The sequence below is a fragment of the Flavobacterium sp. J27 genome (assembly GCF_004303025.1).
Taxonomy (GTDB): domain Bacteria; phylum Bacteroidota; class Bacteroidia; order Flavobacteriales; family Flavobacteriaceae; genus Flavobacterium.
In genome coordinates, this window is record NZ_PJQW01000009.1 from 68,187 (window position 1) to 90,634 (window position 22,448).

The window sequence follows — 22,448 nt, forward strand, 5'->3', positions numbered from 1 at the left end:
ATCTATCCTTTAACGTGTCATTTTGTTAGTGTATTTTATAGAGATATTCTACATGGCTCTGCGCAAGCTAAACTATAATATTTACATTGATTTGTAGTAGGGTCAATGCAATCTTTTAATTGTCCTTTAATTACTTTTTGCTCTTTTTTTGACAAAACAGTAACTCCTTTCAAATTTAAAATCGATTTTTTCATAAATAATAGTATTAAATGAGTCATCTTAATTAATGAGTCAATACTTACAATACTACTAAATAAAAATTACATCTCTTTACAATAAATCTACCTAAAATGTTAAATTCAAAAATCCCAATTATTATATTCTTTACTTGCCTCCAATTTGTTTTCTAGAGCATCATCCAGAGAAGGAAAAAAATCAATCTTAGTGATTTTTTCAATACTATCAACTGGTACAATAAAACTATACAAAGGCTTATTAGAATCTTCATGAGGCACTAAAAAACCTATCATTTTCTTTTTATCTTTAGACAACAGCACTTTGTAAAAATAATCCGGTACTGCAACATTTTCATAACCAATTTTTTTTAAATTTCCCGATAAGACTCCTCCAGTTATTACATATATACTATCCTGTTTTTTTGCCCAATATCTCACTTTTTGTTCTAATCTATTCCAAATTCCAGCATTAAAATTATATTTCTGCGGTGCAATATTAGACGTTAAAAAAGTTTCTTTAAAATCTTCAAAAGAAGCTCTCCTATCTCCAGCTGGACATAAGTGCCCTTTATTATAACCTGATTTCTTATAATTTCGCCAATCAGCCGCTCCTGTCAAAATAGCATCATCAATCTGAAAATATGGCCTTTTATAATCATTATCCTTTATGTCAGAGGTTTTTAAAACATAAGCAACCCACTCCGCCTGTTCATAATCCTCGGAGTATGACAAAGTATAGGTTTCTTTCTTATAAACAGCTCCTGTAGTATTTGTAGGCAGGTAATTAAATCCAGAAAATTTATCTTGAACATCGACAGCTATAATTTCTGGCAATGTTTTTTCAGACAAAATCTCTCTACATGACATTAGAGTTCCTAATACTATAATTAAGATTGAAAAACTGCTTTTACTCATTTTATACGCTTTTAATTATCTTTGCTTATATAAAATTAAATAAAAAGATATGAAAACCAAATCATTACTATTACTACTATTTTTATTTGGAATGCAATTCGCAATGTCTCAACAAATTAAGGATTCGATTTCCACAACAAAAGTAAAGACAGAAAAAGAAATAGAATTAGAAAAAGCTCAACTTAAAGCAGAAAAAAATCGATTGAAAGCAGAAGAAAAAGCAGAAAAAGACAGAATAAAAGCAGAAAAAGAAAAGGAAAAAGTCGAGAAAGAGAGAGAAAAAGCAGAAAAAGACAGAAAAAAAGCAGAGAAGAAAAGAGAAAAAAAAGAGAAAGAAGCAGAGAAAGCAAAAGAAAAAAGAAAAGAAGCAAAAAAAGATGTTGCTAAAATTAAAGATAAAATATCAAGTCAAAAAAAAGAGATTGAAAAAGAAAGATTGAAATTTGAAAAAGACCAAATGAAAGGCAAATTAAGCCCAAATGATGAATTAAAAAGAAAAGAAAAGATTGTAAAGAAAGAAGAAAACCTCCGCAAATTACAATCTAATCTTGAAAAAGCAGAAAAAAAATTATCTAAATTAGATTAATTTAAAAATAAAAAAACCAGCTAATTAGCTGGTTTTTTTATTGTAATAAGATTAAATTATTATGCTTCAAAAGAAACAATTGAAACATATGATTTATTATCTTTTTTCTTTTGAAATTGTACAACACCGTCAACTTTAGCGTGTAAAGTATGATCTTTACCCATGTAAACATTTTCACCTGGATTGTGTTTAGAACCTCTTTGTCTAACAATGATGTTACCAGCAATTGCAGCTTGTCCACCATAAATCTTAACGCCTAAACGTTTCGATTCTGATTCTCTACCATTCTTAGAACTACCGACACCTTTCTTGTGAGCCATGACGTTTTAAGTTTTATTTGTTAATAATAGAATTAAACAGCTTTACCTCCGTTTAATTCGTCTTGTAATTTTTGTAATTCATCCCACTTCTCATCAGCAGCTAATTGCGCTTGTTGACCCCATGTTGTAGGATCTAAATGAGAGAGTTTTGAAGTTGAAGCATCTAGGATTTCTTTTACAGAATCTGCGCTTGCTTTTGCTAATTTAGCAAAAGTATCAATTCCAGCTGCAACTAAAGCCTCAGCAGCCTTAGGTCCTATACCTTCAATTTTCTTTAAATCATCACCTTTTTTAGAAGCTTTTGCTTTTGGAGCTGCTTTTTCTGCTACTGGAGCATCTGCTGTTTTCTCTGCTTTTGGAGCCGTTTCTTTTTTAGGTGCTGCTTTTTTACTTCCAGAAGCAACAATTCCCTCAATAATAATTTGAGTTAATGATTGTCTGTGACCGTTTTTCTTTTTGAATCCTTTTCTTCTTTTCTTTTTGAAAACGATTACTTTATCACCTTTAAGGTGTTTTAAGATTTTTGCCTCTACAGAAGCTCCATCTATAGCTGGGGCGCCTAGAGTTACAGTACCATTATCGTCTAATAAAAGAACTTTATCAAAAGAAACTTTGTTTCCTTCTTCTTCTCCTAAACGGTGTACATAAACCTTTTGGTCTTTGCTTACTTTAAATTGTTGCCCTGCTATCTCTACGATTGCATACATACGAATATGAATTTAGTTAATTTTTCAAGTGTGCAAATATACAACAATTTATTATTCAAGCAACAAGTACTATTATTTTTTTACAATTAAACACAATTAGTAGATTTTTTTATAAACATAGTGTAACATATTACAAAGAAAACAGACAAATAGAAAAAAATAACTCAAATATTAACATATGAAAAAATCTTTAATGGCTTTGAGTACTGCACTTCTTATAGGCGGGTCAACTTACGCCCAAAAAGTAACATTTGATGAATATGATCTAGACAACGGACTTCACGTTGTTCTTCATCAAGATAATTCCGCTCCCGTGGTTATTACATCAGTGATGTACCATGTAGGAGCAAAAGATGAACAACCAAACCGTACTGGTTTTGCTCATTTTTTCGAACATTTATTATTTGAAGGAACTAAAAATATCGAACGCGGAGAGTGGTTTAAATTAGTAACTGCCAATGGTGGTAACAATAATGCAAATACTACAGACGACAGAACGTATTATTATGAAGTTTTTCCTTCAAACAATTTAGAACTTGCCATTTGGATGGAATCGGAAAGATTAATGCATCCGGTAATCAATCAAATTGGTGTCGATACACAAAACGAAGTCGTTAAAGAAGAGAAACGTTTACGTGTAGACAATCAGCCTTACGGAAACATATTCAAAGCTGTAAAAGAGAATATGTTCAAAGTACACCCATACCGTTGGACAACTATTGGTGAGATGGAACATTTAGATGCGGCTACTTTAGAAGAATTCCAAGCATTTAATAAAAAATTCTACATTCCTAATAATGCTGTTCTTGTTGTTGCAGGTCAATTTGATAAAGAAAATGCTAAAAAATGGATTAAAGAATATTTTGGACCAATTAAAAAAGGACCCGCAGTTGAGCGCAAAACGTACACTGAGGCACCTATTACCAAAGAATTCAGAACAACTTGGGAAGACCCTAATGTTCAGTTACCAATGGTATTAGCTACTTACAGAACACCTTCAATGAAAACGCGTGATGCTAGAGTATTAGACATGATATCATCTTACTTATCTGATGGAAAAAGTTCAAAATTATACAAGAAATTAGTAGACGATAAAAAAATGGCTTTACAAGCTGGAGCTTTTAACAATAGCCAAGAAGATTACGGAATGTATTTAATTTACGGAATTCCAATGCAAGGCAAAACTTCTGATGATTTAATTAAAGAAATTGATGAAGAAATTGTAAAAGTTCAAACCGATTTAATTTCTGAAAAAGACTACGAAAAATTACAAAACAAATTTGAAAATCAATATGTAAATAGTAATTCAAGTGTAGAAGGAATCGCAAATAACTTGGCAACATATTATTTATTATATGGAGATATCAATTTAATTAATACCGAAATTGACATTTATCGTTCGATTACTAGAGAGGAAATTAGAGAAGTAGCTAAAAAATATTTAAATCCAAATCAACGAATGATTTTAGATTATATTCCAGCTAAAGATAAAACTCAAAACTAAAATTGAAGATGAAAAAAATAGTATATATTGCAGCAAGTTTGTTTTTAACAATTACTATGCAAGCTCAAGACAGACCACAACCAAAACCAGGACCAGCACCTACCATTAATATTAAAAAACCAGAAAGTTTTACTTTAAAAAATGGTTTAAAAGTGTTAATCGTTGAAAATCATAAATTACCTAGAGTTTCCTACACTTTAACATTAGACAACACACCTTATGCTGAAGGAAACAAAAAAGGAGTGTCAAGTATTTTAAGTGCAATGATTGGAAATGGTACTACAACTACCTCAAAAGATGCATTTAATGAAGAAATTGATTTCTTAGGCGCTAATATTAATTTCTGGAGTGAAGGCGCTTCAGCTAATGGTCTTTCAAGATATTCGAAAAGATTATTAGAATTAATGGCTGACGGAAGTTTAAATCCAATTTTTGTACAAGAAGAATTTGACAAAGAAGTTGCCAAAACAATAGAAGGTTTAAAAGCGGATGAAAAAAGCGTAACTTCTATCGCTAGAAGAGTAGAAAGTGCTTTAACTTATGGTAAAAACCACTATAACGGGGAATATGTTACTGAAGAAACATTAAAAAACATTACTCTTGACGACGTAAAACTAAACTACAACACATACTTTGTTCCTGGAAACGCTTACTTAGTAATTGTAGGAGATGTTAATATAAAAGAAACCAAAAAAGAAGTAGAGCGTTTATTTGGCAAATGGAAAAAAGCAACAGCTCCTTCTTTAACTTATTCTGAACCAGTAGATGTACAATACAGTCAAATCAACTTTATTGATGTACCAAATGCCGTTCAATCAGAAATTGCGGTGGTAAATCTTTCTAAATTAAAAATGACCGACAAAGATTACTTTGCTGCTATTTTAGCCAACCAAATCTTAGGTGGTGGTGGTGAAGGAAGGTTATTTTTAAACCTTCGCGAAGCACATGGATGGACTTATGGTTCTTATTCTAGTTTAGGTTCTGGAAAATATATTAACAAATTCCGTTCTGGCGCTGCTGTTAGAAATGCAGTTACAGATAGTGCTGTAGTGGAAATATTTAACGAATTAAAAAAGATTAGAACAGATTTAGTTTCTGATGAAGAGTTACGTAATGCTAAAGCAAAATATGTAGGAAACTTTGTCATGCAAATTGAAAAACCTACAACAGTAGCACGTTATGCTTTAAACAAAGAAACACAAGGTCTTCCAGATGATTTTTACGAAAACTACATTAAAAACATTAATGCAGTAACTGCTGAAGACATTAGAAATGCCGCTCAAAAATACTTTTTAGCAGACAATTCAAGAGTAGTTATAGTAGGTAAAGCGTCTGAAGTATTACCTTCATTAGAAGCTATGAGCAAAAAACAAAAATTACCTATCTTCTACTTTGATAAATTTGGTAATAAAGCAGAAAAACCAGTAGTTAAAAAAGAAATACCAGCTGGTGTTACCGCTCAATCTGTAATTAAAAAGCACATTGATGCCATTGGTGGCGAAAAAGCGTTACAAAATGTTAAATCAATTGTAACAATTTCTACTGGAACTATTCAAGGAACACCTCTTGAACTTGTTGTGAAGCAAACTTCAAATCATAAAATGGCTACAGAAATGAAGGCTATGGGAATGACCATGATGAAACAAGTTGTAAATGATAAAGGAGCCTACATGGAGCAACAAGGACAAAGAAAAGACATTACTGGAGATGATTTAAAAGAAATGCAAAGTGCTGCTGGAACTTTTAAAGAATTAAATTTATTAAACGATAAAGAAATTGTTTTGTCTGGAATGGAAGCCATAAACGGAGAAGATGCGTATGCAATCAAAAAAGGAAAAACAACTTATTATTACAATGCAAATTCTGGTTTAAAAGTTGCTGAAGCAAGAGAAATGGAACAAGCTGGTCAAAAAATGACACAAACAACATATTTCCAAGATTACAAAGATGTAAAAGGAATTAAATTCCCTTACAAAACGATTTTAAATGTAGGGATGGAAATCGAATTAACCACTTCAGAAGTAAAGATCAACGAAGGTGTTACTGATAAAGATTTTGAATAATTTTATATTCTAAAAATTAAAAAGCTCTCAATTAATTGAGAGCTTTTTTTATAATCAATTATTTTTTCTACTCGACAAATACACCCCAAAAAGCACTATAAATGCTCCGCATGCTTGAATAAAATTCAAACTTTCATTCATAAATAAATAACCTAACAAAATAGCCACAACTGGTATTATATAAGTAACTGAAGCAGCAAAAACTGGAGAAGACAACTGTATTAATCTAAAAAATAAAATATTTGAAAGACCTGTACCAACAACACCTAAAACAGCAATATAACCTAATGAAGTAATTACTTTTTCCTGAGCAACAATACCAAAGAAATCTGAGAAATACAATACGAATAGCGCTGGAATAAAAATAATAACAAAGTTACCTGTACTAATTGCCAAAGGCTTTATGTCTGATAAATATTTTTTAATCAAATTTACATTGATTCCATAAAACAAAGACGCTAATAAAATCAACAAGGCGTAATAATAATTTTCCGTAGTATTACTTCCTTCTCCAAACAACACCAGTAATAAACATCCGATAAACCCTATAACTACTCCAAAAACCTGCCTTCTTTGCACACTTGTTCCAAAAAACAAAAGCCCCACAATAAGCGTATTTAGAGGTGTTAAAGAATTTAAGATCGAACTTACAGACCCATCAATTTTAGACAATGCCAAAGCAAACAAATACACTGGAAAAAAAGTACCACATAAAGAAGTGAGTGCAATATATTTCCATTTATGCAATGGAATTTTATACAATTCTTTGAAACCAACAATGATTAGAAATAAACCAGCAAACAAAATCCTTAAGCTTCCCATTTGTACTGAATTTACACCTTTTAAGCCTAGTTGCATTAGTATGAAAGAACTTCCCCAAACGCAACCTAAAAACGCCAACAAATACCATTTTGTATTATTATTTCCCATAAAAAATATTTTGTAGTTCAAAATTCATATTTTATTTTAACTTAACCATCATTTTTTTATATAAATTTGTATTAATTAACAGAATAACTTTATTAAATAAGATATGAAAAACATAAAATTAATAGCACTGGTATTGTTCTCAACAATTGCTTTTGTTAGCTGTAAAAAAGAAGAAACTGCTACAACAGAAACAACAACTATTGCTCCTGAAAATATCGCGACTGCTTCTTTTACAATTGAAGGAATGACATGTCCAGAAGGATGTGCAAAGGTTATTGAAAACAAATTATCAGGTCTAAATGGTGTGAGTGAAGCAAAGGTAGATTTTGAAAACAAAACAGCTACAGTTACCTTTGATAATCAAAAACAAACACCCGCTTCTTTAACAGAAACAGTTGAAAAAGTAGGCGGAGGTGACCTTTATAAGGTTTCCAATGTAAAATCTTCTAGAGACAAAGCTTTTTACAGTGATAAAGAAAAGAAGAAAAAGAAAAAATCTAAAAAAGAAGGATGTTGCTCTGAAAAAAAGGAAGAGAAAAAATCTTGCTGTGCTGGTAAATCATCTTGTGGAGAGAAAAAAGAAACTGGCACTCTATAGCCATAAAACTTTTAGTTAAAACAAAAAAGAACGAATGAAATTCGTTCTTTTTTGTTTTATTCCCATACAATGGTTTCCATTATTTTTCGAATATCATTTTTAACATAATCTGCAGCAGGAAGAATGGAATCGTAATTCGGTTTAGCATAAAAATACAAACTTCCAACCACAAAATTCTTAGTACTATCTGTAACATAAAACTGAGCATTTGTTGCCGCATTACCTCCTACCTCGTAAAACATACCGTACACTTTTTTTTGTTTATTTATATAAGGTTGCTCTAATATATCATCTGCCTTTATTACATGATCATAGGTTAGCTTTTGTGCATCTTTTAATAAATCATCAATATTATTATCTACTACTGGCTTATAGGTAAGGTAAACTGTTGCTTTCATTTTAGGATAATGCAATTCAAAAGAACACACCTCTTTCGCCTTTACTTTAACTTTATCATTCACACTAAATGAAAAAGGACAACTCCCTTTTAAAAGCCCATAAGTTGCTTCAGGATACTCCAACCTTAATTGTCCTTTAGGCTTTGGAATAGTCTCTTCTCCACAAGAAACAAACATGAATACTATTAATAAAACATAGAATAAATACCTCATTTTTTATGCTATCGTTACTTTAATTTGTTTTATCCTGCGTTTATCAACACTTTCCACAGTAAAAACATACGTATTAAACGTTATTTTTTGATTTTTCTTAGGAAAATTTCCAGAAATTTCAAGTAAAAAACCAGCTAAAGTTTCTGCTTCACCTTTTTTTTCTTCAAATTCAAGTCCATTAATATCAATAATTCTATAGAAATCTTTAAGACTTATCTTACCTTCAAAAAGGAAATTTTTATCATCTATTTGAGAATATATAATATTTTCATCATCAAATTCATCACTAATATCTCCTACAATTTCTTCTAAAATATCTTCTAAAGAAACTAACCCAGAAGTCCCTCCATATTCATCAACCACAATAGCTAAGTGATTTTTCATTCCTTGAAACTCTTTCAATAGATTGTCAAGCTTCTTGTTTTCTGGTATAAAAAATGGAGCTCTAATTAAAGATTGCCATTCAAAATCTTTTTCATCTATATATGGAATTAAATCTTTGATAAACAACACGCCTTCAATTTGATCTATGTTTTCATTGTAAATAGGAATTCTAGAATATCCTTTTTCAACAATTTTAATCATAATATCTGAAAAAGACTCTTCTTTATCAAGCGCAAAGATATCGATTCTTGGGCTCATCACTTGTTTCACTTCTGTATTTCCAAAAGTAACAATCCCTTCTAAAATTTTTTGCTCTTCTTGTGTTGTTTCTGCCTGATTTGTTAATTCTAAAGCCTGAGACAATTGGTCAACCGAAAAACTCGTTTTTTGTACGCTAAATTTTTTCTCTACATACAAAATAATGTTTCGCATTGGAATTGTTATTGGCGTAAGCAATCGGTCTAAAATGGAAATTGGCAAATACACTTTCTTTGAAAAATTAACATTATTTCTATTCGCATAAATTTTCGGCAATACTTCTCCAAATAATAAAATCAAAAAAGTTACCACAACTACTTCAAGAATAAAACGAAGTAAATTAGAGCTTATAGAATTAAAAACTTTTTCACTAATGGAAGAAAAAAGAATAACAACAGCAATATTGATAAAATTATTGGCAACCAAAATAGTAGCTAATAATTTTTTTGGTTTTTCTAATAAACGAAGAATAATTTGACCTTTATTTCCATCGGTTTCAACTAAATCATCTAAATCTTTTTGAGAAAGTGAAAAAAGGGCTACTTCAGAACCCGAAATAAATGCGGAACAAATAAGCAGAAAGAAAACAGCTATTAACCCTATTAGTAGCTCAAAATCTATAGTATTTATAAAACTGGAAGGATCTGGATCCAAAGTATAAGATATTAATTAAACATTAAAACGGTAAATCGTCATTATGAGAATGCTCATTTAAGCCGTCAAAATTAGTGTTTTTTGACGACTCAGAAACATCTGGTCTAAAATTTTGTTTTGTTGCCTCAGATTCTTTTTTGGTATTTAAAAACGTAAACTCAGTAACTTGAATTTCTGTTGTATATTTTGTACTTCCATCTTCAGCTTGCCATTGTCTTGATTTAATTCTTCCTTCAATATAAATTTTATCTCCTTTTGAAAGGTATTTTTCACAAATCTCAGCCGCTTTATTTCTTACTACAATATTATGCCATTCTGTTGAAGTAATTTTCTCACCAGTCGTTTTGTTAATATAAACCTCATTAGTTGCTAAAGGAAACCTTCCTATACAGTTTCCTCCATCAAAATAATGCATTTTTATTTCGTCTCCTAAGTGACCTATTAAAAGCACCTTGTTTAAAGTTCCATTCATGGCGTATATTCATTTTATAAATCAAATATAGTGTTTTTTTTGAAGTTTTATAAATAATTTGAAACCATAAAATTATGAATCACTATAGGCATAGGTAGTTGCATTACATCATCAACAGGTAGTGCTTCCTGAATTACATTATTATATTGCAGTTCAAAAAAATGAATATATAAATGTTGATGTGATAATTTATGCACCAATGTTTTTTCGTTTTTTAAAACCAAAGTAGTAGGATTATAAGTAATCTGAATTTCTTCCACAACTTCTTGCAAACTCTTCTTATGAGAATGTTCTAATAAAGTAAACTCGTATAAATTGTACCATATTCCTTTATCTTCTCTTTTTGAAACCACTATGTTTTCATTACTATCTTTTATAATTAAATAGTTAAAATAACGTGCTTTTACTTTTAATTTTTTAGTCTTTACAGGTAATACATCTATTTTATTCTTTTCAAATGCATAACAATTAGTCTTAAAAACACATGACAAACAATCTGGACTTTTTGGAACACATTGCAACGCACCAAATTCCATCATAGCCTGATTAAAAAGAGCTGGAGCATCTAAAGGCAATAATTCTTGTGCCAGTTTTTGAAATTCTTTTTTAGTCCTTCCTAATGCAATATCTAATTCTATTCCAAAAATTCTCGACAGCACTCTAAATACATTACCATCTACAACAGCAATAGTTTCATTATAAGAAAAAGAAGCTATAGCAGCAGCAGTATATTCGCCCACACCTTTTAAAGAAAGTAATTGATTATATGTAGTAGGAAAAAAACCATTCCAGTCATTTACAATTGTTTTTGCTGTAGCATGTAAATTTCTTGCCCTAGAATAATATCCTAATCCTTGCCATAATTTCAAAACGTGTTCTTCAGTTGCAGCTGCTAAATCATTTACTGTAGGAAAAGCAGTTACAAAAGCTTCATAATAAGGCTTTCCTTGCGCAACACGCGTTTGCTGAAGTATGATTTCTGAGAGCCAAATATGATATGGATTGTTGGTTTCTCTCCAAGGCAACTCTCGTTTATTTTGTAAATACCAAGCAATTAAGGTCTTAGAAAAATTCATTTTTATTTATTGGGAAACAAAAATAAAAATATTAAGGCTTAAAAATTAATTAATTATGATTGATTTATTATTTTTTTAATTCATATATTTGCAAACTCAAAAAAAGAACATAAAAATATTAATACGAAAGAAAATGACGAAAGCAGACATTGTAGCTAAAATTTCTGAAAAACTAGGTCTTGAAAAATCTGATGTTCAAGCAACTGTAGAGACTTTTATGGAAGAAGTAAAAAACTCATTGGAAACAGGTGATAATGTATATTTAAGAGGTTTTGGAAGCTTCATCATCAAAACAAGAGCGGAAAAAACTGGAAGAAACATTTCAAAAAACACGACTATCAAAATTCCTGCTCACAATATTCCAGCATTTAAACCTGCTAAAGTATTTGTTGAGAGCGTAAAAACGAAAACTGAAATAGCAGTATAAATCATTTATTAATCTAAACCAACAACGTTATGCCAAGTGGTAAAAAGAGAAAAAGACATAAGGTAGCGACTCACAAACGTAAAAAGAGAGCGAGAGCTAACCGTCACAAAAAGAAAAAGTAGTTTAAAACTACTTTTCTTTTTTTTAAAGTTCTTTGAAATTAATCAGTTTTATTACTGATTATCGGGTAAAATACCTGTAAAATATTGTTTAATCCATCTGTACTAGAAAAGTAATTAGTAACTAGTAATAAGCAATTAGTGTTTTTTACACTAATTATCATTCACTATTTACTATTCACTAAACAAGTATGGATAAAAATGTACAGCGTGAACAAAGAATTAATTATTAGATCGGGTTCAGAAGCAGTAGATTTTGCCTTATTAAAAGATGGAAAACTAATTGAATTACACAAGGAGGAAGAAGAAGGAACAAATTTTAGTGTTGGTGACATTTTTATTGCCAAAATAAGAAAACCAGTAGCTGGTTTAAATGCAGCTTTTGTAAATTTAGGTTATGAAAAAGACGCTTTCTTACACTATCATGATTTAGGCCCAAATCTACCTTCTTTGATGAAATTTATTAAACTTGTAAGCGCAGGTAAATTAAAAGATTATTCACTCAAAAATTTTCCTTTTGAAGCTGAAATCGACAAAGATGGTGTAATAACTGACATACTCAGCGCCAATCAGTCGGTTTTAGTACAAGTAGTAAAAGAACCTATTTCAACTAAAGGACCTAGAATTAGTTCAGAGATTTCTTTAGCTGGTAGATATGTCGTTTTAGTTCCTTTTTCAGACAGAGTTTCTATTTCTCAAAAAATAGACTCCAGAGAAGAAAAAGACAGACTAAAAAGATTAGTTCAATCTATTAAACCAAAAGGTTTTGGGGTTATTGTGAGAACAGTAGCCGAAGGCAAAAAAGTAGCCGAATTAGATAAAGACCTTCAACTGCTATTAGACAGATGGTCTGCCATGTGCAAAAGGCTACAAACCGCTCATCATCCTTCAAAAGTACTAGGAGAATTAAATAAAGCTTCTTCTATTTTGAGAGATGTCTTTAATGATACTTTCACCAGTATTCATATCGATGATGAAGAATTATTTATTCAAACGAAGGACTATTTGCAAGAAATAGCTCCTGACAAAGTGTCTATCGTAAAACACTATCAATCTAAAGATCTTCCTCTTTTTGAGAAATATCATATTGAAAGACAAATAAAAACTTCCTTTGGGAAAACGGTTTCCATGAGTAAAGGAGCGTATCTAATTATTGAACACACAGAAGCATTACATGTTATTGATGTTAATAGTGGCAATCGTTCAAACAAGGCTTTAAGCCAAGAAGATACAGCTTTAGAAGTAAACATGATTGCCGCAGCAGAAATTGCTAGACAATTGCGTTTACGAGACATGGGAGGAATTATTGTTGTAGATTTTATTGACATGCAAAACGCAGACAATAGAAAACAATTATATGATTTTCTAAGAGAAGAAATGAGTGACGACAAGGCCAAACATAAAATCTTGCCTCCTAGTAAATTTGGATTAATTCAAATTACTAGACAACGTGTTAGACCAGAAGTTAATATTAAAACGAGAGAAGAAGACCCAAATGAAGACGGGAAAATAGAAGCTCCAATTTTAATTATAGACAAAATAACGGCTGACCTAGAAAGAATTATAAAAGTCCATAACAAGGTCGTTTTAAATACACATCCTTTTGTGGCAGCATACCTTGAAAAAGGTTTTCCATCAATACGTTCAAAATGGTTTTTTGAACATAAAAAATGGGTGAAAATTATACCGCGTGACGCTTACACGTATCTTGAATACCATTTCTTTGATAAACAAGGAAATCAAATTAAATAAACACAAAACCGCCTCTCTAATTAGATGGGCGGTTTTTTTATATCTATTTTTAATCCTACTTGGCACATGTAACTGTTTCACTTATAAATCATTGGTTAACAAATAAAAAACAAAGACCGCTACTTTCTACAATAGCGGTCTTTCATTAAAAAAACTATAAAAAACAACATTATTGTTTTACAAATTTTTTCACTCCAAATTCATTTTCAAAAGTCGTTACTTTAATAAGATATAAACCATTTTGTAGTGACGTCACATCCACTTCATTTGCTTTTGTTTGTAATACTAATTTTCCTTCCAAAGTATATACTTCTAATACATTTATATTTTGTGAACTTGAAACATGCAAAATACTTGTTGCTGGGTTAGGGTAAATTTGAAAATTAGTAAACTCTTGAAAAGATGTCGAACTCAAAACTGAAGAACCAAACTCATACACTCCTCTATCCACAACTGCATTGAAAACTCTTTGGTTCCCTAATAAATCTGTTGTGCCAATTACACTTGCATTATCTCCAGAATCTATAGCAGGTGAACCCAAACTTAAAGTATAGTCTCCACCAGCTAAATCTGTAAACAATGGATCCAAACTGTTATTGTTTGCAGAGGTTCCTGAAAGGGTAATTCCTGTAAAATTGGTTTCGTCTGTTGAATTAAGTATTGTTGCTGTAGAAATGCCACTTTCAATAAATCCGCCAATAGGCCTTGCTGTTGCACCAGAAATCGCTTTATTATTCCAAAACAAACAGTTGGAAAGAGTAGCTGTATGGTTTGAATTAGTGTTTTTAGTTAAAGCCAATGTTACTCTGTTCTGGTTATTCATTGATGCATTAGCTCCATCATCTACATTATCCACAAATGTACAATTTGAAATAGTAGTCACAATATTAGAACCTGAACCATAAGAACGTAACCACATAGAACTTCCTGCGTATCCATTAGTAGCACTACTTGTATTTGTTGCTTTATTTTTACTAAATAACGTATTAGAAATTGAATAGGTTATTACAGCTGTGCTTAAATTAGCAGAATAAATAGCCGCACCAATCGCTGATAGATTCTCAGAAAGCTCGCAATTACTAATCACCATACTACCCGTTCCTCCAAAAACATTATAACCTCCTGCAATAGCACCTGAAGCTTCAGTAGCAATATTCTTAGTCAATTTACAATTGTTTAAAGTTACATTTCTTATACTTGCATTTTTATTAATTCCACCACCATATCTCGTTTCAGTTGCTCCAGAAGTTGCATTAGCATGTCCAGCAGTAATTGTTAATCCATCTAATAACGGATTTTCTCCAATTAATGATACCACTGTATAACTATTATCTGATCGAGTGGAATTAACAAAAGAAATGGCAGCATCATCATTTCCTAATAAATCTCCTGACAAAATCGTTTCATTTGAGCCCACAACACGATCGGAAAGCTGTGTTTCATTGCCTACAAAACCACCATATAATTTTAAATTAGACGCAATGATACTAAAAGTAGCATTTCTATCTGAGGCATCTGGAGTATATATTCCTTCAGCAATCCAAATCTCTTCATCATTTTGAGCATCAGCTAAAGCATCATTTAGATTAGTATATGCATTTGTCCAAGAAATACCATTATTATTTCCAGTTGCATTGGCATTTACATAAATAAATCCAAGCACTCTTTCAGTTTTAAAAGTAATAGGTAAAGACCAACCAGTAGTATTATTAGTGCATTGTTCACTTAAATATACTTCATAATCAGTAAAAACATCCAAATTAGTTAGATTTACAGAGCTAGAAGTAACTCCATTAATAATAATTGCATTTGCGAAAGGTTCTGATGTTTTATGATACGCTAAATTAAAAGTTCCTCCATTAGAAATAGTTATTGTCGCAGTAGTTTCAGTAATAGCTGAAGCTGTTAAAACAGAAGATTGGGGCGCAAAACAAAAACCATTATAGTTAGCAATACTCGCAATCTCTGTTGGCGTAAGTATACGATTATAAATTAGTATATCATCAATAACATCTAAGTATCTATTTGTGTTTATTAATGAATTATATCTATTATTTGCCACAGTAATATTACCTGTTGTATCATGAGTTTGCAACAAACTTAAGCTACCACTAGACGTAGATTGACTATTACCTCCACTACCATAACTCACTCCATCAATATAAATCGCTAAATTATTAATTAATGTATAAGTACAACAACCAGAAAAATTGTCGGAGCGAGATAAAAGTATAGCAACGTGATGCCAGTTCCCGTCACTTACAAACTTACTAGCCAATAATCCCCCGCTTTTATATGAAAATGCTCCACTATACTGTACTCCTAAAGTAGCGCCTACTTTACCATCTTGTAAATAAACATAATAACCCGCCCAAGTTGAAGTTGAAAAATCAGGTCTATTACTATCATCTAAAATAATTCGAGTATTGCTATCATTTGTTGTCGTTTTAAGCCAAAAACTCAACGTAATATATTCACCTAAACTTCCTACAGCTGGAAAATTAATATCAGGGCGTGTTAAATAATCCCCATTTAAATTGACAGCACTAGTAGGAGGAACATCAAAACGGTCATTAATTTCTGATAAAGCTGTGCCAGTTTGAGTAAAATCTGTTCCATTAGCACCATCAGCTAAAACATTTCCATTTTCAAATTCGTATTGCGCGACCAATCCACTGGTTGGATATTGTGCACACATAAAATTCGTTAATAAGAAGCTTGTAAAAAGTAATATTGTTCTCATAATAAATCTTTTATAGTTTATAAGAACAAAATTCTAGATTATGCTGTATCTTTTTAAAAGGATTTTCTGAAATTGGGTTTTGACTTGCTAAAGATATTAGCCTATATTCTGAACTATTGTTAAAAACTCTTCTTTTTTATCATTTGAAATAGAAACTAATTTATCATTATCCATAACAATATATCCACCTTCTTTTTTGATATATTCTTTTATATATTTTAAATTAATCAAATAAGAACGATGCGGTTTATAGAAGTTCGATTGAGATTCTAACACTTCAACAAAATGTCTTAATGGCTTACATACTAATAACTCTTTTTCTTTTATTGTACTAACTTTGGTATACATCCCGTCTGCTTCAAAAAGAATGATATCTTCAAAATTTACAAATTTAAATCCATCTGCAAAAGGCAATCCTATTTTATTAAAATTTGCAGTTTTTAAGCTTTTTTTCAATTCTTCTAATTTTGTACTAATTTCAGATTTACCAATTTGAAGTATTGCTTTTTCAGTTGCTTCTTTAACTGCTTCAGCATGCAATGGTTTTAACAAATAATCTATAGCTGTTAGTTGAAAAGCTTTAATCGCATAGTCACTATATGCTGTAGTGAAAATAATTTCAAAATTAAATTCATCTTTGTTTATAAAATTTAAAATTTCCAATCCAGAATGTTCAGGCATTTCAATATCCAAATAAACAATCTGTGGTTTATTTTTCTTGATTAATTCTACTCCTGTAAGTAAATCTTCTGCCTGAAAAATAGTATCAATTTTAGCTACATTTTCACGAATTAAAATCTCTAGCAAACTTCTAGCTTTTGGTTCATCATCAATAATTATAGCTTTCATATTCTTATATTTTATCGTATTTTTTCTATTTTAAAATTGGTATTATTAAAATAACTTTTGTTCCTATTACTTCATTGTTTTCGTTTTTTACATCCTCAATTGTAACCCCTATCTTTTTTTCTTTTCCAAAATTGAGCAATTCCAATCTATTTTTATTTGCCTGAGTGGCGAATGACTGATGTCTTTTACGTTGCAGTTGTGCGGCTTTTTCCCTACCAATACCATTATCTTCAATAATACATTTTAACATTTGATTATCCGCTAAAATTTCAAAAAGTATTTTCAGAAATCGATCTCCTTTTTTATGTAACAAACCATGTTTAATTGCATTTTCCACATAGGGTTGAATTAACATCGTAGGTATTTTAACCTCATCTTTACTCACTAAATTAATGATTTTATAACTAAATTTTTCTTCAAACCTTAGTTTTTCTAATTCAAGATAAATATTCAAACATTCGATTTCTTCTTTTAAAGATAAGTATCCTTTAGAACTATGATTGAGATACGCTCTAATTAAATCGGCAAATTTGGCTAAATAAGAACTAGCCAAATGTTTTTGATTTAAAACAATGTATTCTTGTATAGAATTTAAAGCGTTAAAAATAAAATGCGGATTCATTTGCGATTTTAAGTTCTCTAATTTTAAGACTGCTAATTCGCTTTCAAATCTGGTATTCTTTAAAACCAACTCGTTTTCTTTTTCTTTTATGGCTAATTTGTTTCTATAAAAAAGTATTATTATTCCAAAAACAGATAAGAAAATAGGTAGGACAAACCACCATCTTTTCCAATAAGGAAGATTAATTTGAAAATTTATTTTTTTTGAAATAAAGCTTTTCCCGTTTGAATTTTCAGCCTTTACTTCAAAAGTATAAGCTTTAGGTGGAAGACTATTAAAACTCACAAAATTAACATTTTTTTCAATCGGAATCCATTGTTCCTGCAAACCTATTAATCGATACGAAAATTGCAATTCTTCTTTAGGAAAATAGCCATTGTTATGAAAGGCAATCTTAATCCTATTTTTTTCATAAGGTAACTCATAGTGGTCTTGAATAAGCGTATCCTTTTCATTGATCATTATTGATTTAACATAAACTTCTTTTGGATAATAGGCTTTTGATTTAATCATTTTTTCAATTTCAAAAATACCTTCTTGACTAACAAAATAAAGACTTTCTTTATTTACAATAATATCTCGTATGTTTCCAACAAAGTTTGCAGCGTTTATGAGTGTGGATTTAAAACTATTTTTAGTCGTATTAAAAACTTGAATACCTTGATCAGTAACAATCCACAAACTAGAACCATCACCTTTAATTTCATGAATAACATTTGATTTCAAACCATTTTCTTCATCAATTTTACCTACAATTTGATGGTTTTTAAAGCCTAAAATTCCATTTGTAAAAGTAGCTACCCAAACCGTTCCGTCTGCAGTTTTTGAAATACTTCTAGCTATTATACTTTGATTCTTATACTTTAAAACAGTAGGATTAAAAGAAGCATCATAAACCAATAAATTATCTACAAAAGAAACATACGTTTCATGTGTGTCGTTATTAAAAAAACAATTGTAAGCCCTATTATTGTTTAATCGTTTAATTTCGGCTAATGTGTTATTTTTATATTCAAAGACCGTTGCTCTATCATAACCAGTATAAATAATTTGATTAGAATTATTAACTTGGTGTAAATCTTTTGCATTAAAAATACAGTTTAAAGAAGTTAGTCTTTTAGAATCGAAGGAATACAAAAAAGAAAAATTTTCTGTACTTATTAATACTTCATTTTGTTGTGGTAAAAACAACAGTGCAGTAATTTTTCTTTTATTATTAAGAAATATATTCTCTTTTTCTCCTGTTTTTAGGTTTAAAAGAAACAAATTCCCTTTTGTAGTACCAATAGCGACTTCGTTTTCATTTATTTTTGCAGTTGCGGAAATCACTTCATTAGTAACTAAATTTTCATACCGCTTTATTTGTAGACTTGGAACAATAAAGACACCATTTGTTAAAGTGGTTAACCAAAGCGTTTTATTTTCATCAAGTATCGCATTTGTAATAAAATCATTTTTAAAGAAAATATCTTTAGTAGTAATTACATCTTCATTTTTATCTGCCAGAATAAGTCCGTTTGAAGTACAAAACCATAATTCATCATAATAATTTAAAATCTTAATAATTCTAGTATTCTGCAATTCTTTTGGAAAAAAAGTCGCAATTAATGTATTTTCTTTAATTTCAAAAAAAAGGTTTTTATTAGAAATAATATCATATATAAGTAGGTATTCCTTTTTTTGAAATCTAAAAAATTTTGGAAAGAAATTATTTCCAAATACGGGTAACTTTTGACTTATTTTTTCAACTGAATTTGTTTTAGAAACTGAAAAAATAAAATCATTTGCTGTAAAATAAATTTTATTATTGACAAGAAAAGGAGCCCTAATAACTGGATATTTAAAAGTAACGGGTAACTTAATTTCTTTTCTTTCTTTAGTAAGTAAATTAACCGAAATAAGAACCGAGTTAGAAAAAATAAAAAGTGCTTCGTCTAGAAAAAAAAACTCAGCTAACTCCCCTTTTAATTCATTTTTTAAATCTAAAAACAATTCTAATTTTTCGTTTTTAATGTAAAAAAACTGTCCAGAAATAGTGTTACACCAAAGCTGTTTTTTTGGATCAAATTTTAAACCAAAAACAGAAAGTCCTCTTTTTTTTGAATGAGAAAATTGCACATACTCTTTCCCATCAAATCTATATAATCCTTTATCTGCTGCTAACCAAATGAATCCTGTACTATCTTCAATTATATCATAAAACTCAACGTCTGGCAAGCCTTCTTTTTCTGTTAATTTTAAAGCAATAGGATCTTGAGCAAATAAAATATTTACTAGTAGAAGTAAAAAGAAATAATATAATAAATGCGTTTTCACTTATCCAAAAATAAAATTTTAAAAGCACACCGCAACTTCTTATTTCTGAAAACCACTTCTGACTTTCTGAGTTATTCTTTTTCTATCGTAATTTTTCTTTTAATCTCTGTGCCAAATTCATCTACAACCGTAAGAACATATGTTCCAGTAGTAGCAATAATTTGCTTTTCATGAAATGTTTTTGTACTTCCTAGGTAAGCTTCGTTTAAATACCAAAAAACTTCAGTGTCCGCTTTAGAATGTGCCACTTTAAAAATTACAGGTTGTATTTTACCTTCAAAATTTTTAGTAAGAATAATTGTAGCATTGGGATTTGGATAAATGAAATCCATTTTTTTCTCATTGGTTACATCAATACAATCGGATCGAAAAGACGGAAGTGCACTATAATTAGCATGCTTACTCTTATAATACCATTCCATAACAGGAGGCAAAACAAACCATGATTTAGACACTATTTCGTCAATAGGTTCACAAGAACTGTTTACTCTAAACTGCTCGGTTTTATCTAAATGAACTAATTTATGAAAAGGACAATTGCTCGTTTTTTTATCATTTTTTGGAATCCATTGTAGTATCGCTTCACAATTTTCCTGAGCTAAATATCCAGATTGTTTGCAAACTCGCTTTTCTTCCATATCATTATAAGGTATGGTAAACCAATTTGCTTTGGGAAACAAACGAAAAACATCAAATAAAATAGGTGCTGCACTTTCTACACCCGTTAAAAGAGGTCGTCCTTCACCAGTTGCGTTTCCAACCCAAACACCCACAACATAATCTTGAGTGATTCCTACTGCCCAAGCATCTCTACCGCCAAAACTGGTTCCGGTTTTCCAAGCCAATTCAATGGAAGAATCATAAAATCGCCATGCTTCATCACCTTGAGGACGATTAACTTCTTTCATAGCATTAAAAGTATGCCAAATAGCTCCTGCACTAAATACATTCTTTTCTCTTTTTGGCTGACCAAAATTTGTTTTTATGGCTACATTATAATTTAAATCTGCTAATTCATTTGTTCGAAATTCATCTTGCGTTTGGTTATAATTTGTCAACGTATTTGCCATATATGAATAAGCACGACACAAATCCCAAAGATTCGTCTCTGCTCCACCCAAAATTAGAGAGAGTCCATAATTAGAAGGATGTCTATTTACATCTCGCAATTTTAATTTCTGCAGTTGCTCATAAAATTTAGTTACCGAATAATCTTGCAACATCAATACGGCAGGTATATTCAAGGAACGTGCTAAAGCTCTGTTTGCAGCAACTGCTCCATCATAAGATAAATCATAGTTTTGAGGTGTGTATCCCGAAATTTGTGTAGGAATATCAGGAATTAATGTGTTGGGTAAAATCTCACCATCATCTAACATAGATGCGTATAAAAAAGGTTTTAAAATACTACCTGTACTTCTCGGTGCGTCAATAATATCAACATCTTTTTGATGGTCCTTGTCTGTTGGACTATTACCTACATAAGAAACAATATTTCTTGTTTTTACATCTACTACCAAAACTGCTATGTTATAAACCTGATTTTGTTTATATAAACTATAGTATTGGGTTACAATATCATTAACTCGTTCTTGAACATCTAATTGAACCGTTGTTTTAATTTTTTCTCCATGATGTTCTTTTGCAATTTTTTGTAATAAATGTGGTGCAATTTGAGGAACAGCAAATGGCTTTTGAGGCAATGGTTCCAACAAAGCTAATTCATAAGTTTCTTTATCGATAACTTTATTCTCATATATTTTTTTTAATAATCGATTTCTTTTAGTCAATAATTTATTTTGGTTTTTACCAGGATAAATTAAACTAGGTGCATTGGGTAAAACTGCTAAAGTAGCCGCTTCTGCCCAAGACAACTGATGTGGTTGCAAACCAAAATAACGCCAAGAAGCCATTTCTAACCCTACCACATTACTTCCAAAAGGTGCATGAGCAGCATATAATTGTAGAATTTTATCTTTTGTGTATCGAAATTCTAACCGAGTTGCCAAAATTACTTCTAACATTTTTTCAAAATAAGATCTTTTTTTTTCATCTCTATGCAAACGGATAACTTGTTGCGTTAAGGTACTTCCTCCTCTAACGACCTTGTTAGCCTTTCTATTTTGTTGAAATGCATGATACATTGAAATGGGATTAAACCCAAAATGACTATAAAAATGTTGATCTTCGAAGGCAATAATACATTCTTTAAATTTTGTAGGAATACTGTCATTTTCTGGAAATCGCCATTGACCGTCATCTGCAATTTTTGCTCCCATAAATTGTCCTTCTTTGCTTTCTATAACTGTAGTATAATTAGATTCAAAAAGAACTTTGGGTAGCGAAAAATAATAAACAACCATAAG

The 22,448-nt window shown here is 30.5% G+C and carries 19 protein-coding genes; 6 read left to right on the forward strand and 13 right to left on the reverse strand.

Annotated features, from left to right (window positions below):
- Positions 1-35 precede the first annotated feature (35 nt).
- Positions 36-194, reverse strand: coding sequence for a hypothetical protein (locus CX675_RS19865; RefSeq protein WP_165396048.1), 159 nt, complete (start codon positions 192-194; stop codon positions 36-38).
- 105 nt (positions 195-299) lie between these two features.
- The gene (locus CX675_RS13195; RefSeq protein ID WP_130735715.1) at positions 300-1,091 is read right to left on the reverse strand and encodes a DNA/RNA non-specific endonuclease; all 792 of its coding nucleotides are present in this window, start codon (positions 1,089-1,091) and stop codon (positions 300-302) included.
- 49 nt (positions 1,092-1,140) lie between these two features.
- Between CX675_RS13195 and CX675_RS13200 the strand changes: the two genes are divergently transcribed.
- Positions 1,141-1,677, forward strand: a complete 537-nt coding sequence (locus tag CX675_RS13200) for a hypothetical protein (RefSeq protein WP_130735716.1) — start codon at positions 1,141-1,143, stop codon at positions 1,675-1,677.
- A gap of 59 nt (positions 1,678-1,736) precedes the next feature.
- On the opposite strand, the gene rpmA is transcribed toward CX675_RS13200, so the two are convergent.
- Both rpmA and rplU read right to left on the reverse strand, forming a co-directional pair.
- Positions 1,737-1,997, reverse strand: coding sequence for a 50S ribosomal protein L27 (gene rpmA / locus CX675_RS13205; protein WP_130735717.1), 261 nt, complete (start codon positions 1,995-1,997; stop codon positions 1,737-1,739).
- A 32-nt stretch (positions 1,998-2,029) separates the two neighbouring features.
- The gene (rplU, locus tag CX675_RS13210; RefSeq protein ID WP_130735718.1) at positions 2,030-2,704 is read right to left on the reverse strand and encodes a 50S ribosomal protein L21; all 675 of its coding nucleotides are present in this window, start codon (positions 2,702-2,704) and stop codon (positions 2,030-2,032) included.
- A 178-nt stretch (positions 2,705-2,882) separates the two neighbouring features.
- On the opposite strand from rplU, the gene CX675_RS13215 reads away from it, so the two are divergent.
- Together CX675_RS13215 and CX675_RS13220 are read left to right on the forward strand one after the other, a co-directional pair.
- A complete protein-coding gene (locus tag CX675_RS13215; RefSeq protein ID WP_130735719.1) occupies positions 2,883-4,208 on the forward strand; it encodes a pitrilysin family protein in 1,326 nt (441 codons plus the stop codon).
- An 8-nt stretch (positions 4,209-4,216) separates the two neighbouring features.
- Complete coding sequence (locus CX675_RS13220; RefSeq protein WP_130735720.1) at positions 4,217-6,271, forward strand: pitrilysin family protein; 2,055 nt, start codon at positions 4,217-4,219, stop codon at positions 6,269-6,271.
- 54 nt (positions 6,272-6,325) lie between these two features.
- Here CX675_RS13220 and CX675_RS13225 read toward each other — a convergent pair whose 3' ends face one another.
- Positions 6,326-7,201 carry a DMT family transporter gene (locus tag CX675_RS13225; RefSeq protein WP_130735721.1) on the reverse strand — a complete coding sequence of 292 codons (876 nt, stop codon included), beginning with the start codon at positions 7,199-7,201 and terminating at the stop codon, positions 6,326-6,328.
- A 103-nt stretch (positions 7,202-7,304) separates the two neighbouring features.
- Here CX675_RS13225 and CX675_RS13230 point away from each other — a divergent pair, with 103 nt between their 5' ends.
- Complete coding sequence (locus CX675_RS13230; protein WP_130735722.1) at positions 7,305-7,799, forward strand: heavy-metal-associated domain-containing protein; 495 nt, start codon at positions 7,305-7,307, stop codon at positions 7,797-7,799.
- Between the two features lie 56 nt (positions 7,800-7,855).
- Here CX675_RS13230 and gldD read toward each other — a convergent pair whose 3' ends face one another.
- From gldD to mutY, 4 genes are read right to left on the reverse strand one after another with little or no spacing between them, the layout of a single operon-like run.
- Positions 7,856-8,410 carry a gliding motility lipoprotein GldD gene (gene gldD, locus CX675_RS13235; protein ID WP_130735723.1) on the reverse strand — a complete coding sequence of 185 codons (555 nt, stop codon included), beginning with the start codon at positions 8,408-8,410 and terminating at the stop codon, positions 7,856-7,858.
- Between the two features lie 3 nt (positions 8,411-8,413).
- Positions 8,414-9,706: a gliding motility-associated protein GldE gene (locus CX675_RS13240; RefSeq protein ID WP_130735724.1), complete on the reverse strand. Its 1,293-nt coding sequence runs from the start codon at positions 9,704-9,706 to the stop codon at positions 8,414-8,416.
- Positions 9,707-9,728: 22 nt separating this feature from the next.
- The gene (locus CX675_RS13245) at positions 9,729-10,178 is read right to left on the reverse strand and encodes a single-stranded DNA-binding protein (protein WP_130735725.1); all 450 of its coding nucleotides are present in this window, start codon (positions 10,176-10,178) and stop codon (positions 9,729-9,731) included.
- Between the two features lie 47 nt (positions 10,179-10,225).
- Positions 10,226-11,254, reverse strand: coding sequence for an A/G-specific adenine glycosylase (mutY, locus tag CX675_RS13250; protein WP_130735726.1), 1,029 nt, complete (start codon positions 11,252-11,254; stop codon positions 10,226-10,228).
- 88 nt (positions 11,255-11,342) lie between these two features.
- Between mutY and CX675_RS13255 the strand changes: the two genes are divergently transcribed.
- Both CX675_RS13255 and CX675_RS13260 read left to right on the forward strand, forming a co-directional pair.
- Positions 11,343-11,681 (forward strand): HU family DNA-binding protein, encoded by a 339-nt coding sequence (locus CX675_RS13255; RefSeq protein WP_255509229.1) that lies wholly within the window; start codon positions 11,343-11,345, stop codon positions 11,679-11,681.
- Between the two features lie 320 nt (positions 11,682-12,001).
- Positions 12,002-13,552 (forward strand): ribonuclease E/G, encoded by a 1,551-nt coding sequence (locus CX675_RS13260; RefSeq protein ID WP_240723639.1) that lies wholly within the window; start codon positions 12,002-12,004, stop codon positions 13,550-13,552.
- A 169-nt stretch (positions 13,553-13,721) separates the two neighbouring features.
- On the opposite strand, the gene CX675_RS13265 is transcribed toward CX675_RS13260, so the two are convergent.
- The 4 genes from CX675_RS13265 to pbpC form a co-directional block, all read right to left on the reverse strand.
- Positions 13,722-16,295 carry a T9SS type A sorting domain-containing protein gene (locus tag CX675_RS13265; protein ID WP_130735729.1) on the reverse strand — a complete coding sequence of 858 codons (2,574 nt, stop codon included), beginning with the start codon at positions 16,293-16,295 and terminating at the stop codon, positions 13,722-13,724.
- Between the two features lie 96 nt (positions 16,296-16,391).
- The gene (locus CX675_RS13270; RefSeq protein ID WP_130735730.1) at positions 16,392-17,144 is read right to left on the reverse strand and encodes a LytTR family DNA-binding domain-containing protein; all 753 of its coding nucleotides are present in this window, start codon (positions 17,142-17,144) and stop codon (positions 16,392-16,394) included.
- Between the two features lie 25 nt (positions 17,145-17,169).
- Positions 17,170-20,082, reverse strand: a complete 2,913-nt coding sequence (locus tag CX675_RS13275) for a histidine kinase (protein ID WP_130735731.1) — start codon at positions 20,080-20,082, stop codon at positions 17,170-17,172.
- Positions 20,083-20,153: 71 nt separating this feature from the next.
- Positions 20,154-22,445 (reverse strand): penicillin-binding protein 1C, encoded by a 2,292-nt coding sequence (gene pbpC / locus CX675_RS13280; RefSeq protein WP_130735732.1) that lies wholly within the window; start codon positions 22,443-22,445, stop codon positions 20,154-20,156.
- Positions 22,446-22,448: the final 3 nt, after the last annotated feature.

Excerpts from the sequence above, each read along its gene's own strand:
- CX675_RS19865 (WP_165396048.1), bottom strand. The coding sequence starts at position 194 with ATGAAAAAATCGATTTTAAATTTGAAAGGAGTTACTGTTTTGTCAAAA.
- CX675_RS13195 (WP_130735715.1), bottom strand. The coding sequence starts at position 1,091 with ATGAGTAAAAGCAGTTTTTCAATCTTAATTATAGTATTAGGAACTCTA.
- CX675_RS13200 (WP_130735716.1), top strand. The coding sequence starts at position 1,141 with ATGAAAACCAAATCATTACTATTACTACTATTTTTATTTGGAATGCAA.
- rpmA (WP_130735717.1), bottom strand. The coding sequence starts at position 1,997 with ATGGCTCACAAGAAAGGTGTCGGTAGTTCTAAGAATGGTAGAGAATCA.
- rplU (WP_130735718.1), bottom strand. The coding sequence starts at position 2,704 with ATGTATGCAATCGTAGAGATAGCAGGGCAACAATTTAAAGTAAGCAAA.
- CX675_RS13215 (WP_130735719.1), top strand. The coding sequence starts at position 2,883 with ATGAAAAAATCTTTAATGGCTTTGAGTACTGCACTTCTTATAGGCGGG.
- CX675_RS13220 (WP_130735720.1), top strand. The coding sequence starts at position 4,217 with ATGAAAAAAATAGTATATATTGCAGCAAGTTTGTTTTTAACAATTACT.
- CX675_RS13225 (WP_130735721.1), bottom strand. The coding sequence starts at position 7,201 with ATGGGAAATAATAATACAAAATGGTATTTGTTGGCGTTTTTAGGTTGC.
- CX675_RS13230 (WP_130735722.1), top strand. The coding sequence starts at position 7,305 with ATGAAAAACATAAAATTAATAGCACTGGTATTGTTCTCAACAATTGCT.
- gldD (WP_130735723.1), bottom strand. The coding sequence starts at position 8,410 with ATGAGGTATTTATTCTATGTTTTATTAATAGTATTCATGTTTGTTTCT.
- CX675_RS13245 (WP_130735725.1), bottom strand. The coding sequence starts at position 10,178 with ATGAATGGAACTTTAAACAAGGTGCTTTTAATAGGTCACTTAGGAGAC.
- mutY (WP_130735726.1), bottom strand. The coding sequence starts at position 11,254 with ATGAATTTTTCTAAGACCTTAATTGCTTGGTATTTACAAAATAAACGA.
- CX675_RS13260 (WP_240723639.1), top strand. The coding sequence starts at position 12,002 with ATGTACAGCGTGAACAAAGAATTAATTATTAGATCGGGTTCAGAAGCA.
- CX675_RS13265 (WP_130735729.1), bottom strand. The coding sequence starts at position 16,295 with ATGAGAACAATATTACTTTTTACAAGCTTCTTATTAACGAATTTTATG.
- CX675_RS13270 (WP_130735730.1), bottom strand. The coding sequence starts at position 17,144 with ATGAAAGCTATAATTATTGATGATGAACCAAAAGCTAGAAGTTTGCTA.
- pbpC (WP_130735732.1), bottom strand. The coding sequence starts at position 22,445 with ATGGTTGTTTATTATTTTTCGCTACCCAAAGTTCTTTTTGAATCTAAT.